Origin of the sequence: Pseudomonas sp. 29 (assembly GCF_002754355.1) — a bacterium.
Lineage (GTDB): Bacteria > Pseudomonadota > Gammaproteobacteria > Pseudomonadales > Pseudomonadaceae > Aquipseudomonas > Aquipseudomonas neuropathica.
Genome location: NZ_PEEY01000001.1, coordinates 40,738 through 53,585, shown reverse-complemented (window position 1 = coordinate 53,585; position 12,848 = coordinate 40,738). Strand labels below are relative to the sequence as shown.

7 protein-coding genes are annotated in these 12,848 nt (G+C 57.7%); 2 read left to right on the top strand and 5 right to left on the bottom strand.

The annotated features are described in order from the left end of the window. Positions 1-38: 38 nt before the first annotated feature. Together CLU80_RS00350 and CLU80_RS00340 are read left to right on the top strand one after the other, a co-directional pair. A complete protein-coding gene (locus CLU80_RS00350) occupies positions 39-1,148 on the top strand; it encodes a PilT/PilU family type 4a pilus ATPase (protein ID WP_099756432.1) in 1,110 nt (369 codons plus the stop codon). A 134-nt stretch (positions 1,149-1,282) separates the two neighbouring features. Then, on the top strand, positions 1,283-5,050 hold the full coding sequence (locus tag CLU80_RS00340) for a hypothetical protein (protein ID WP_286079684.1): 3,768 nt from the start codon (positions 1,283-1,285) through the stop codon (positions 5,048-5,050). Positions 5,051-5,098: 48 nt separating this feature from the next. On the opposite strand, the gene CLU80_RS00335 is transcribed toward CLU80_RS00340, so the two are convergent. The 5 genes from CLU80_RS00335 to CLU80_RS00315 all read right to left on the bottom strand — a co-directional run bounded on the left by CLU80_RS00335 (position 5,099) and on the right by CLU80_RS00315 (position 12,840). Beyond that, entirely contained in the window at positions 5,099-7,054 is a 1,956-nt protein-coding gene (locus CLU80_RS00335; protein WP_099756429.1) for an acetoacetate--CoA ligase, read from the bottom strand. 157 nt (positions 7,055-7,211) lie between these two features. Next, a complete protein-coding gene (gene hbdH / locus CLU80_RS00330) occupies positions 7,212-7,985 on the bottom strand; it encodes a 3-hydroxybutyrate dehydrogenase (RefSeq protein WP_007912316.1) in 774 nt (257 codons plus the stop codon). 7 nt (positions 7,986-7,992) lie between these two features. Next, positions 7,993-9,384, bottom strand: coding sequence for a GntP family permease (locus CLU80_RS00325; RefSeq protein ID WP_093430962.1), 1,392 nt, complete (start codon positions 9,382-9,384; stop codon positions 7,993-7,995). Positions 9,385-9,691: 307 nt separating this feature from the next. Further along, positions 9,692-11,098, bottom strand: coding sequence for a sigma-54 interaction domain-containing protein (locus tag CLU80_RS00320; protein WP_099756428.1), 1,407 nt, complete (start codon positions 11,096-11,098; stop codon positions 9,692-9,694). A 167-nt stretch (positions 11,099-11,265) separates the two neighbouring features. Then, entirely contained in the window at positions 11,266-12,840 is a 1,575-nt protein-coding gene (locus tag CLU80_RS00315) for an ABC transporter ATP-binding protein (protein ID WP_093430968.1), read from the bottom strand. Positions 12,841-12,848: the final 8 nt, after the last annotated feature.

The following is a 12,848-nucleotide window of genomic DNA, read 5'->3' as shown; positions in this document are numbered from 1 at the left end:
TTGTCTGTTCATTGAATGCTTCGCGGGTGCTTTTTGCCATGGAAATCGATGCACTGTTGTCAATTTTGTCCAATAAAAACGGTTCGGACCTGTTCCTCTCCACGGGAGCACCGCCCAGTGCGCGTATCGACGGCGTGCTCACGGCGTTGAGCGAACGACCTTTCAAAAACGCTGAAACCGCCGCCATCGCTGCCTCCCTGATGGACGCCGAGCAACGACGGGAGTTCGACCGGGATCTGGAAATGAACCTGGCGATTTCGCGAGCGGGCATCGGGCGTTTTCGCGTCAATATCTTTAAGCAGCGCAATGATGTATCGATCGTCATTCGCAATGTCAAACTCGACATCCCGCGTTTTGCCGATCTGAAATTGCCGGCAGTACTGCTTGACACCGTCATGCTCAAGCAGGGGTTGATCCTCTTTGTCGGGGCCACCGATTCGGGCAAGTCGACCTCGCTGGCCGCGCTGATCGATCACCGCAACCGCCATAGCAGTGGGCACATCATCACCATCGAGGACCCGATCGAGTACATCCATCGCCACCAGCGCTCGATCATCAATCAACGGGAAGTCGGGGTCGATACACGCAGCTTCCACGCGGCCCTGAAAAACACCCTGCGCCAGGCACCGGACGTGGTGCTGATCGGCGAAATCCGTGACCGCGAAACCATGGAACATGCCTTGGCGTTTGCCGATACCGGGCATCTGGTGCTCTCGACGTTGCACGCGCACAACGCCAATCAGGCACTGGATCGGATTATCAATATGTTCCCGGAAGAACGGCGACCGCAGTTGTTGCATACGCTGGGAAACAACCTGAAAGCATTTATCTCGCAACGCTTAGTGCGCACCGTCGATGGGCAACGCAGGGCGGCTGTCGAGGTGCTGTTGGGCACGCCAACCATCGCAGATCTGGTTCGGCGCGGACAGTTCGAGGAGCTGAAACCGATAATGGAAAAATCCACCGAACTGGGTATGCAGACATTTGATGCGGCGCTGTACGCATTAGTCGCTGAAGGTGCAATCAGTGCGCAGGAAGCTTTAAAGAATGCTGATTCGGTGAATAATTTGAAGTTGCGGATGAAACTTTCTGAAGAGGCAAATGCTGGTAACGATACAGCGTCCGAAGAATGGGGGTTGATCGATTAATGTTTTCTTGATTGTTTGTGGGGGGGGGCGTCCGGAAATAGTTATTCATGTTTTTTAGATGGAATGGTCGTATCAAAGAAAGTAGAACGTCATCGCGCTGAAGTTGTCAGCTAATTACTTGGTGAGGTTCTAGTGTGAATGATAAGGCCCGGAATAAAACGTTCTGGTCTTCGGCTGTTGCTCTTTCCGAATGGAAGAGTAGGGATGAAGCCGATGCCGTTGAGCGTCAATTGGTTTTGACTCAACTAGAGGCGGCGTTAAGCCAATACACGGATGATCAAAAGATCAATTGGTATGGACGTGAAGTAGAGTTGCAAGCCGGATCGTCGTTGTTCGAGATCTATAATCCCGGCAGTCTTTTGCTTAATGAGTTGCTTGCTACCGGCCCGGTATTCGGTGCGATTGCCAGGGAAGGCGCAAGCGATCATGACGGACTTCTGCGCGTTACGCCCGACGGCAAGTTGGAAGTCCGTGCGGTCAGGGGGTGGGTGGATCTGGTCGCGGCGCGGCACTTTGAATACAGTGTTCCGACACAATCTGCACTGACGTTGATTTCGGATATAGCAACAGTGGTCGGTGGTTATATATGGCCTGATAACGATATAACTCTCGATCAATGGTTTCGCTTTCATGACATAAACTTGCCCGACAATAAGGCGAAGGTCAGGAATTTGATCGATTTGTTCAAGTTTGATCCGCCAGTGCCAGAGCCGGGCAACTACTGGGAGTATTTTCAAACCGAAGATCCGACATTTGTCGTATTAAGTGAGGAGCAGTTTTCAGCTATTCGTAATGCGACTGCCAAGTTGATGCCCAACAGAAAACTTCTCACGGCCCTCTACAATGTTACCGGTCGCGCCGCCGTCACACATGAGAGTGCGGCTCAACGGGTCATTGAACTCGTCAATCATCCGATTGCTCTTAATCTCGCCGATGACTACCTGAAAGAACTGGGCTGGTTCGGTGTGAACGAGGGACAGCAGGCTTCCGATGACATTCTTCGGCAATTGCTGATGACGGCGATATTGCTCGACCTTGATCCATCGATTGGTCACGGCATACAACGTAATCGTGTGGTCGGACTTGATCTGTATGCGCCGAAAAATGTTGATCGTCACCCCTCGGTCATACTTGAGGCGCTGACGGCTGTGCTGCGAACCCGACAATGGCTTGAGGCTGGTCTGGAGCCGTTGGTTGCCCACTTGCTGTTGGCACGCAACGCACCCGAGTTTCTGGTCAAGGAGATTCCTTCGTCGGTTACCTTGGGTTCGATTGGATGGATCAATTTCTGTCGCGCCGTCATGCTGGTCGAGACACTGAAAACCGGTGCGACGCGTGGCATGACCTATGCGCAGGTCATGGCGTATGGCGAACTTGAACCGGTCAGTGAGTCGCAGAAACACAAGCGTGACCTGGCCATGATTGACCCAATCGTTGATTGGGCATTGATCAACCAGATTGTGACCGCCGCTGAACTTGAGCAGGCCGAGCAAACCACTACCCGACGTGCAATTGATGCATTCGAGCGCCACTCGGAAACGTTCGCTCAAATCGCCAAGGCATTTTCGACGCCGTTACCCGACAGAGCGAAGATTGCCCGATCCGCTTTGCAAGTCGCCGCGCCTGGTTGCGACAGCCTGGACGAAAAAGCACTGTCCGAGAAAGGCGGACAGCAAGTCATGTCGATGGTCGACTTGCATCAATCAGGTGATCTGGTCACTGGCCAGTGGGATAGACGTACCGTGCGCCTGGTCACTAACGGTGTCCTCAGGCCGGCCATCAACTACAACCCGTCCGGTGTCAGCCTTTACGCGCGTTACCCGAACTTGTTGAAGCTAGGATCCTGTGACGAGGAGATGGATCGTCAGTTGGCTGTGCATTTCAATGATTTGAACAGCGCCATGTTGTCTAGCGTGAAACTGGCTTTGGCGCAGATGCCAGAGGCGGATTTGCAAGTCTTCATGAATGCCGATATTCACTTCCTGACCGTACGCGAGTCCGCCATTTATTTTAAATCGCGCGGCCTGGGCGGGCCCCTGAAAATTGATCTTGACCAGGAAACAATGCAAAGCAGAGATGCCGCCACGGGACGTTTTGGCATTGTGATGTATGCGTCTCACGAGAATGCGGACATCTGCTACGAACTGTTCACATCGCGCGCAGAGACTCGAAAAAATGACGCTTTGGCGGCTTTCATCAAGCGAGAGCGAAAACTGCGACAACGTTCAAGAATGAGTGCCAGCGCGGATCTAACGTTTCCACTGAGCATCACCGCGACGCAACTCCTGCCGCTCGATGTAAAACGCTATACCCATGCGGCTGCCGAGGACTCTTCGATCACCAGCAGCATGGCCATCATCGATAATTTTGGCATGCTCAACGCGCCGCAAGCATCGTCGACGCCAAAGTCAGGGTTCTATCAAAAATTCAACGACCCGAATATCGAACGTATCGCCACGTTTCTGGTTAAAAATCGACCTTATCTGAACAAGAGCGAACTGAGAGAACTGGTGCGCGTACCGACTCCGCTTGAACTTTCCAGGGAGGAGGGCGAGCGATTGCTGACTTATTTCATCGACCTGGTGGTGCCTTTCAAAAAATGCATCGAGGATATTGCCTCGGGTGAACATGACAAGGTCGTCGACGGAGTTTACGGATGTCTGATGGATGGCATCGGCCTGGTGGGCACGGTGGCAGGAGCCACCTCCAAAGTCTTGAGCATTTCGGCGAAGGCTATTTCAACCACATCCAGGGCGGCGCGTTTTACCCGATTGGCATTCACCTCGGCCGTTTCCCTTCTCAACCCGCTGGATGGGGTGCCCTCTGCCATTCAGGCGGGCGGAAAATTGGTGAATAAGGGCTTGTTGCGTTTTAGCAAAAACAGCCATGAACTGGTTGCCAGGGCCAACAGCCAATTGCACAAACTCAGTGGCCGTCGGCAGTCCTATGATTTGCTCGGTGCGTCGCAAAGTACCCATTTGGGGTTGGGTCACTGGCAACCTCGCGGCACGCCTGGCAACGTTGTTGCTGTTCTGGCGGCCCGCAGCGGCAACCAATGGTACGCCTTGAACCGCCGTGGCAAGTTGTGGGGTCAACCGCTGAGCGGCTTCGCCTATCAAACGCCCTTGCAGTTGCCGTATTCAACCAAGACACTTCCCGCTAGCTACACGCGCAACTTCATCGAAACAAGTCTGCCTCGCGCTCGGGCGAAGATTGACAACGCTATTGCTGTGATCAGCCGACATGAGTTCAAGCGAGACGGCGATCTGCTGATGAAGGCACTGTTCGGTAACACGTCGCAGGTAGCGACTGATCGACTGGTGAATTATCTGCGTTTGATTCGCTTTGATTTCGCTGGCTTCTCAGTGAGCAACACGCTTCTCGATGCAGTGAAGCATAACGAGACACTCGCTTCTTTTGATGTGAACAACTACAAGCGTTGGAAAAGTGCCAGCTCCAACGACGCATCGGGTATTGCGTTTATCGAGATTTATACTCAAAACCTGAACAAACACTTCGTCAATCTGGGCTTCAACCATGACGTGGTGGCCGATGACCTGATCCACGAACTGTTTCATGGCAGTGCGCAGACCGTGGATGTCGGCTACGCCACGGACACAGAGCATGCAAGCCACAGCGGGCAGCGACTGGATGTAGCGCAGCTGCTGAATCTTGCGTCCGGCAACCTCCCTGTCGCGGACTCGATCGCTGGCAATCATGCGGTATCCAAGGCCTTTGAGAATGCCGACTCGCTGGCAATTGCCACTTCGTTACTGAGTCAAATGGCTACGGACAAAACGACATTCGACCGCAACATGACGATCATTCGCAGGGCGCTCGATGCCAGTGGCGGTAGAGCGATTGGTCAGCCGGTTGTGATTACGCTGAACAAACCCCGCTGACGCCAGGCACCGTCGCCAACGCTTGCCGTAAGCGTATCAGCGCCGGGTTCAAATGCTCAGTTCCAGCCGATCCCGAAACTGCTCCAGCGCTCCGGGATTGGCTAACGCATCGGTGTTTTTCACCGGCCTGCCGTGCACCACCTCGCGCACGGCAAGTTCGACAATCTTGCCGCTGATGGTGCGCGGAATGTCCGTCACCGCAACGATCTTCGCCGGTACATGCCTTGGGGTGGTATTGGCGCGGATCTCCTGACGGATGCGTTGCTCCAATGCGTCATCCAGTGCCAGCCCTTCGCGCAACTTCACAAACAGCACAACCCGCACGTCATCCTGCCACTGCTGACCGATAGCGACGCTGTCCAGCACTTCGCTGACTTTCTCGACCTGCCGATAGATCTCCGCTGTGCCAATGCGCACGCCACCCGGGTTGAGCACTGCGTCAGAGCGACCATGGATCAGCATCCCGCCGTGAGGCCGTTGCTCGGCATAATCGCCCTGTGCCCAGACCCCGGGAAACAGGCTGAAATACGATTGCCGCAATTTTGCGCCGTCCGGGTCATTCCACAGGCCAATCGGCATGGCCGGGAAATGCCGGGTGCAGACCAGTTCACCTTTTTCACCAAGCACCGGTTGGCCGGCGTCATTCCAGACTTCGACCGCCATGCCCAGGCTCTTGCCCATGATCTCGCCGCGCCGCACCGAGGACAGCGGATTGGCGTTGACGAAGCACGAAACAATATCAGTGCCGCCCGACATCGACGCCAGGCATACATCCGCTTTCAAGTCGCGATAGACGAAGTCATAGCTTTGCGGCGATAACGCTGAGCCCGTGCACAGCAGCGTCTTCAGGCTGCCCAGATCATGACTTTCCCGGGGCTTGGCGCCGCTGCTTTCCAGGGTGGCGAGAAACTTGGGGCTGGTGCCGAACACACTGATGCGCTCGTCGTCGATCAAGTCGAGCAAACGCTGGTTGTCCGGGTGAAACGGCGAGCCGTCGTACAGCACCACGGCGCTGCCGACCGCGAGCGCCGAGACCAGCCAGTTCCACATCATCCAGCCGCAGGTGGTGTAGTAGAAAAGTCGATCGCCGGGGCCGAGATCGCAATGCAGGCCGTGTTCCTTGACATGTTGCAGCAACACGCCGCCGGTGCTGTGGACGATACATTTCGGCACGCCGGTGGTGCCGCTGGAATACAGCACATACAGCGGATGATGGAACGGCATCGGGACAAAATCCGGTTCGCCGCCGACCTGATAAAAGTCATCCCACACAGTCACTTCGGCGTGAGTCTTGTATGCCTCGACACGGGCCTGCGGCTGAGCGTAAGGCACGATGATCAACTGCTTCAGCGTTGGCAGTTGCTCAAGTATTCCGTTGATCTTGTCGGTCTGCTCGATGACTTTGCCGGCATAGCGATAACCGGCGCAGGTGAGCAGCACCTTGGGTTCGATCTGGCCGAAGCGATCGATCACCCCATGGGTGCCGAAATCCGGCGAGGAGCACGACCAGATCGCACCGAGGCTGGTGGTGGCGAGCATCGCCACCAGGGTCTGCCAGGTATTGGGCATGCAGGCGGCGACGCGATCGCCAAGACCAACACCGGCGGCCTGCAAACTGGCCTGAAATCCGGCGACATGCTCGGCGAGTTCGGCCCAGGTCAGCTGCTCGCGTTGACCGTTCTCCGCCACGCTGATCACCGCCACGGCATCGTCACGCCGCCGCAGCAGGTGTTCGGCGAAGTTCAGCGTGGCGCCTGGAAACCACTCGGCGTCGGGCATCTTTGAGCCTTCGCGCAGCACGGCATCGGGTTGCGTGTGGAAGCGGATATCGAAGAAATCGACAATCGCCTGCCAGAATTCCGCGCGCTGCTCGACGCTCCATTGGTGCAGGGCAGGGTAATCGTCGACTTTCAGTGAATGGCGTTGATTGACCGCACGACGGAAGGTGTCCATGCGCGACTGGGCGATACGGTTGGCGTCGGGTTGCCAGAGGATGTCGGACATTGTTTGCCTCTTGTTTTATTCATGCACAAGGTCGAGCGCACACATAGCACCTGTGGGAGCGAGCCTGCTCGCGAAGACGTCCGCACATTCAACGACTTCATTGGCTGACCCACCGCTTTCGCGAGCAGGCTCGCTCCCACAGAGGGGGATGGCTGTGCTATTGCGCCAACCACCCACCATCAATATTCCACGCCGCGCCGCGCACCTGGCTGCCAGCCTCGCTGCACAAAAACAGCACCAGTTCGCCCAGATGTTGCGGCGTCACGAATTCCAGCGATGGTTGCTTCTCGGCCAGCAAATCATGCTGCGCCTGCTGCGGATCGACCCCCTTGGCCGCACGGTCGTCGATCTGCTTCTGCACCAGTGGCGTGAGCACCCAGCCCGGGCAGATCGCGTTGCAGGTGACATTGCTGGTCGCGGTTTCCAGGCCGACCACTTTGGTCAAGCCGATCACGCCGTGCTTGGCGGCGACATATGCCGCTTTGCCGGTCGAGCCGACCTGGCCATGCACGGAGGCGATGTTGATGATCCGCCCCCAGCCTTTGGCGCGCATTCCCGGCAAGCTCAAACGCGTGCTGTGAAACACCGAAGACAGGTTGATGGCAATGATCGAGTCCCAGCGCTCGACCGGAAAATCCTCCACGGCGGCGACGTGCTGGATGCCGGCGTTGTTGACCAGAATGTCGACACCGCCGAATTCGCGCTCGGCGTAATTGATCATGTCGGCGATCTGCGCCGGGTCACTGACATCGGCCGGATGATGGCCGACCTTGCCGCCGAACCGGGCGACTTCGGCGATGACTTTCGACGCGTCGCCAAAACCATTGAGAATCAGATTCGCGCCAGCCTTGGCCAGGCTCAGTGCGATGCCCAGACCAATGCCGCTGGTGGAACCAGTCACCAGCGCGGTCTTGCCGGAAAGAGTCGTCATGAATACCTCACACAATGCCAGTGGCGTAGAAAGTGCCGATCACTACGAAAACCGCCAGGGTCTTGATCAGCGTAATACAGAAAATGTCTTTGTAGGCTTCGCGATGGGTCAGGCCCGTCACCGCGAGCAAGGTGATGACCGCGCCGTTGTGCGGCAGGGTGTCCATGCCGCCACTGGCCATCGCGGCGACGCGGTGCAGTACTTCCAGCGGAATATTCGCGGCGTGGGCCGCACTGATGAACTGCTCGGACATCGCCGCCAGCGCAATGCTCATGCCGCCGGAAGCGGAACCGGTGATACCGGCCAAAAGGGTCACGGTGATGGCTTCGTTAACCAGCGGATTGGGAATCTGCTTGAGCCAGTCCGCCAGCACCAAAAAGCCTGGCAGCGACGCGATCACCGCGCCGAAGCCATACTCCGAGGCGGTGTTCATCGCCGCCAGTAATGCGCCGCTCACGGCACTTTTGCTGCCTTCGGCGAGCTTGCTGCGAATCGCCTGAAAGCCAAACGCCAGCACCATCAGAATGCCGACCAGCAAAGCCGCCTGCACGGCCCAGATCGCCGTCAGTTTGGCGATCTCGGTGGTCACCGGAGCCGCCATGCCTGGCAGCGCGAGACTGTGGGTCTTGCCGTACCACTGCGGAATCCATTGGGTGAACAGCAGGTTCATGATGCCCACCGCCAGCAATGGCGACAGGGCAAGCCATGGGTTTGGCAGTTTCAGATCTTCAGCGGTTTCCGGCTCGTTGCGCAATTCAGTGCCGTAGCCTTCGCCAGCACGTTGCGCCTTGTTGCGTTGCCGCTGCAGAAACAGCATGCCGGTGCAGAACACGAAAATCGTGCCGATCACGCCCAGCCACGGCGCCGCCCATGCGGTGGTGTTGAAAAAGGTGCTGGGGATGATGTTCTGGATCTGCGGCGTGCCCGGCAGGGCGTCCATGGTGAACGAGAAAGCGCCGAGAGCAATGGTGGCCGGGATCAGCCGCTTGGGGATATTGCTCTGGCGGAACATCTCGGCAGCAAACGGATAGACCGCGAAGACCACCACGAACAGCGACACGCCGCCGTAAGTAAGCAGAGCGCAGACCAGCACGATCACCAGCATCGCTTGCTTGGTGCCGAGCAAGCGAATGGCCGCCGCGACAATCGAACGGGAGAAGCCCGACAGTTCGATCAACTTGCCGAACACGGCACCGAGCAGGAATACAGGGAAATACAGTTTGATGAAGCCGACCATTTTCTCCATGAACACCCCGGTGAACGCAGGGGCGACGGCGGAAGGGTCGGTGAGCAGAACCGCGCCGAGGGCGGCAATCGGGGCGAAGAGGATAACGCTGTAGCCACGGTAGGCGGCCAGCATTAGCAGCGCCAGGGCTGCCAAGGCAATGATCACACTCATGGTGTGTCTCTCCAGAATTGTTATTTTTGTGGGTAGAACGGGTGTGGGAGAGGTGTTAGCGAGATCTGTGCCAGATACGTAAGCAATTGAAATATATGAAGTTAATCTGAGTGATTGAGTGGCGAATGAGTTGTTTGTCTCTGTTTTGAGATGGTGTTGATCGATTTGGCGTCATCGCGAGCAGGCTCACTCCTACAGGGGGGATGTGTACACCGGTAAAACTGTAGGAGTGAGCCTGCTCGCGATGAGTGCGAAGCACTCCTTTGTGCATATCTACATATAGAGATTAACGTCTCTATATAGAGATTCAGGCGATTCCCAACGCCACCATTTTCTTGTACAACGTCGACCGCCCAAGCCCCAGTCGAGCCGCCGCTTCCGGCACGTTTCCCGCGCATTGCACAAGGGTCGACTGAATCAGTTGCCGGTCGAAACGCGCCCGCGCCTCGGTGAACGTCTCAGACACCGACGCTTCAGCCATTGGCGTCAGCGCACGCTCGACCGGCGTCAACGTGCCAATCGCCGCACGAATATCCTGCTCGGTCAGCATCAAGTCATCACTGAGCAACGCCGCTCGCTCCAGCACATTGCGCAGTTCGCGAATGTTCCCCGGCCACGCGTGCTGTCCGAGCAATGCCAGCGCATCACCGTGCAGTTCATGCTGGCTGCGCAGTTCTTCAAGAATGGCTTCGCTGAGCGCTGGCAGGTCATCAAGACGTTCACGTAGCGCCGGCACTTGAATCGGCAACACATTGAGGCGGTAGTACAAGTCGGCGCGGAACTCACCGCGTTTGATCGCCGCTTGCAGATCGGTCGAAGTCGCGGCAATCACCCGAACGTCACTCTGAATCACGTCGTTGGAACCGACCGGCTCGAACTCCTTTTCCTGCAGCACACGCAGCAGTTTGCTCTGCAAGGGCAGCGGCATGTCGCCGATCTCGTCGAGGAATAACGTGCCGCCCTGGGCGATTTGCAACTTGCCGGTGCGACCCTTGCGGTCGGCGCCGGTGAACGCGCCCGGTGCCGTGCCGAAAAATTCCGCCTCCAGCAGTGCCTCGGGAATTGCCGCGCTGTTGATGCTGACGAATGCTTTGTGCGCCCGTGGCGAGGCGCTGTGAATGGCTTGAGCCAGCAACTCTTTACCAGTGCCGGTTTCGCCGAGCAGCAACACCGGTGACTCGGCGCTGGCACTGCGCCGGGCGCGGCGTTTGACTTCAAGACTGGCGGCGCTGGTGCCGATGAAATGGGCGAAGTTGTATTTGGTCTGCCGGGCGCGCAGCAGAGAACGGGTCGAGGCCAGTTCTTCCTGCATGCTCAAGTAGCGTTTGAGCATCGGCGACAACGTGCGCAACTCGTCGAACAGGGCAAAACCGATCGCGCCGATGACCGTGCCGGCGTCATCGTGGATCGGCAGGCGCATCACCACCAAAGGCTCCTTCGGCGTGTCCTGCATGTCCAGAAGAATAGGGCGACCGGTGCGCACGACTTCCCGCAACAGGCTGCCGGGAATCACGCTTTCACAGGGTTTGCCGATCGCGCCAGCAGCCGATTCAAGACCGAAACGCCGGGCGTAGCGCTCGTTCATCCAGACGATGTTGGCATCGCGGTCGACAATCACCGTGCCTTCGCTGGACTGCTCGATGATCTCGAACAGCGAACGGATTGCCAGGGTGCGCACCCGTTGGTAGTCCTTGAGGCTTTCGGTGGTGTTCATGGAGGCTGATCCTGATTGTATGTTGCCTGTTCCGGCCCTTTCGCGAGCAAGCTCGCTCCCACAGTGAACCGGGTTGTTCACAAATGTTGTAAACGACCGTGAACCTTGTGGGAGCGAGCTTGCTCGCGAAAGCCGTGACCCGGTTTCAGGTCGAGCACAGATTATGCCTACCCCGGATGCGCCGCCGCCAACAGCTCTTTGGTGTACGGATGCTGCGGCGCATCAAACACCTCATGGCTGGCGCCACGCTCGACCACTTTGCCGTCCTTGATCACGATCATGTCGTGGGCCAGGGCGCGCACCACCGCCAGATCGTGGCTGATGAACAGATAGGTCAGACCGTGTTTTTCCTGAAGCTGGCGGAGCAGGGCGACCACTTGTTTCTGCACCGTGCGATCCAGCGCCGACGTCGGCTCATCAAGCAGGATCAGCGCCGGTTTCAGCACCAGAGCTCGGGCGATAGCGATGCGTTGGCGCTGGCCACCGGAGAATTCGTGGGGATAGCGATGGCGACTTTGCGGGTCGAGACCGACCTCTTTGAGTACACGGATGACTTGCTCATCGCATTCATCAGCCGTCGACTCGCAGTGCACTTCCAGGCCTTCGCTGATGATCTGCGCGACTGACATGCGCGGGCTGAGGCTGCCGAACGGATCCTGAAACACCACCTGCATCTGGCGGCGCCATGGGCGCATTTGCTTCTGACTGAGACCGTCGAGTGCCTCGCCCTGAAAGCGGATACTGCCTTCGGAGTCGAGCAGACGCAGGATCGCCTGACCCAGCGTCGACTTGCCCGAACCCGACTCGCCGACGATGCCCAGCGTCTTGCCACGCTGGATGCTCAGGCTGATGCCATCCACCGCGCGCAGGTACTGCTTGCGCTGGAACAGACCGCCACCGACGACAAACTCAACCTTGAGATCGTCAACTTCCAGCACGTTTTCGCGCTCATCCCGAGGCAGTGCTTCGCCTTCGGGCTCGGCGTTGAGCAGCACGCAGCTGTAAGGATGCTTCGGTTCGGTAAACAGGGTTTCGCAGGGTGCCTGCTCGACGATTTCCCCGGCCTTCATCACGCACACGCGTTGCGCAATGCTGCGCACCAGATTGAGGTCATGGCTGATCAGCAGCAGCGACATGCCCAGGCGCTGTTGCAGGGATTTGAGCAGCAGCAGGATCTTGCGCTGCACGGTCACGTCGAGCGCGGTGGTCGGTTCGTCGGCGATCAACAGCTCCGGTTCGCAGGCCAGGGCCATGGCGATCATCACCCGTTGGCGTTGTCCGCCGGAAAGTTGATGCGGGTAAGCCTTGAGGCGTTCCTTGGGTTTCTGGATGCCCACCAGTCCGAGCAGTTCGAGGATCCGCGCCTGCGCCGCTTTGCCGCCGAGGCCACGGTGTAGCAGCAGGGTTTCGCCGATCTGTTTTTCGATGGTGTGCAGCGGATTCAGCGAGGTCATCGGTTCCTGAAAAATCATGGCGATGCGGTTGCCACGCAGTTCGCGCAAGACTTTGGGATCGGCGCCGATCAGTTCCTGTCCGCGATAGCGAATGCTGCCAGTGGTTTGCGCTTCGCTTTCGGGCAGCAATTGCAGAATCGAATGGGCAGTCACCGATTTGCCTGAACCCGACTCGCCAACCAGGGCCAGACACTCACCGGGGCGAATGTCCAGGCACAGGTCGCGCACCACGCTCTGGTCATGGAAGGCAACGTTGAGGTTACGGATTTCAATCAGGTTGTCAGTCATGGCCACGC

What these genes read in the sequence shown, in the direction of transcription:
- CLU80_RS00350 (WP_099756432.1), top strand. Translation starts at nt 39, where the DNA reads ATGGAAATCGATGCACTGTTGTCAATTTTGTCCAATAAAAACGGTTCG.
- CLU80_RS00335 (WP_099756429.1), bottom strand. Translation starts at nt 7,054, where the DNA reads ATGTCCGACATCCTCTGGCAACCCGACGCCAACCGTATCGCCCAGTCG.
- hbdH (WP_007912316.1), bottom strand. Translation starts at nt 7,985, where the DNA reads ATGACGACTCTTTCCGGCAAGACCGCGCTGGTGACTGGTTCCACCAGC.
- CLU80_RS00325 (WP_093430962.1), bottom strand. Translation starts at nt 9,384, where the DNA reads ATGAGTGTGATCATTGCCTTGGCAGCCCTGGCGCTGCTAATGCTGGCC.
- CLU80_RS00320 (WP_099756428.1), bottom strand. Translation starts at nt 11,098, where the DNA reads ATGAACACCACCGAAAGCCTCAAGGACTACCAACGGGTGCGCACCCTG.
- CLU80_RS00315 (WP_093430968.1), bottom strand. Translation starts at nt 12,840, where the DNA reads ATGACTGACAACCTGATTGAAATCCGTAACCTCAACGTTGCCTTCCAT.